The following is an 852-nucleotide window of genomic DNA, read 5'->3' on the forward strand; positions in this document are numbered from 1 at the left end:
CGCAGCAGCGCTTCACCGCGCGCGATGTCGGACCCGGCGTAGGAGACGAACTGCCCCGGAGACGTGGCGCGACGAATCTCGATCGCATCCGACCCTGCCGGTTGGGTGTGCTCGACCATGACGACGGCATCGGCGCCGCGCGGCAGCGGACCGCCGGTGGCGATCGGCGTTGCGGTTCCAGCGGCCACTTGCAGCGCTGGCGCGGTGCCGCAATGAATGGTTTCGCCGTTCAGCCCAAGGCGAACAGGCTTGCCTTCGCCCGCCGCGACGACATCCGCCGAACGCACGGCGAAGCCGTCGACATTGGAGCGGTCAAATGGGGGAACATCGATCGGCGCCGTGACGTCTTCGGCGAGCGCCGCACCGAGTGCATCGGCGAGCTTGCGCACCTCGCTCGGAATCGGGCGCGGGAACAGCGCCGCCTCGAAGCGTGCCAGCGCTTCCTCCCGCGACAGGACCTTGAGGAACTGCTCCTGTTCGAGCGCGCTGCGCTCTTGCGATCGCGGAATCATCGTCATGCCGGAACCCATATCATGCCCACATCAGATAGGCATCGACCGACGTGCCCGCCGCAAATCCCTCATGGCTGGCGGGGATGAGCAGCCATGCATCGGCACGGGCAATCGCCTGGAGCGGCCATTCGCCCACGGCAAGCGGCATCCACACACGATGTTCCAGAGACAGCAGAGCCATTTCGGCGATGCCGACACTGGAGGCGATTTTGCGCGCAAGCGGCAGGACCGTCTGTCGGCGCGGCCGGCGCGCGGACAAATGGTCGACGAGCGGCAGCACGAGCGCGAGCCAGACCGCAAGCGCCTGATCGGGCGAGCCGGGCAAGGCAACCACGGGAAT

General features: G+C 67.5%; 2 pseudogenes. Both read right to left on the minus strand.

Annotated features, from left to right (window positions below):
• Window positions 1–518, minus strand: a pseudogene (locus MOV74_RS39280) (molybdopterin biosynthesis protein); the annotation flags it as partial.
• A 13-nt stretch (window positions 519–531) separates the two neighbouring features.
• Window positions 532–852, minus strand: a pseudogene (locus MOV74_RS39285) (molybdopterin-binding protein); the annotation flags it as partial.

Source organism: Bradyrhizobium sp. SHOUNA76 (assembly GCF_023006445.1).
Lineage (GTDB): Bacteria > Pseudomonadota > Alphaproteobacteria > Rhizobiales > Xanthobacteraceae > Bradyrhizobium.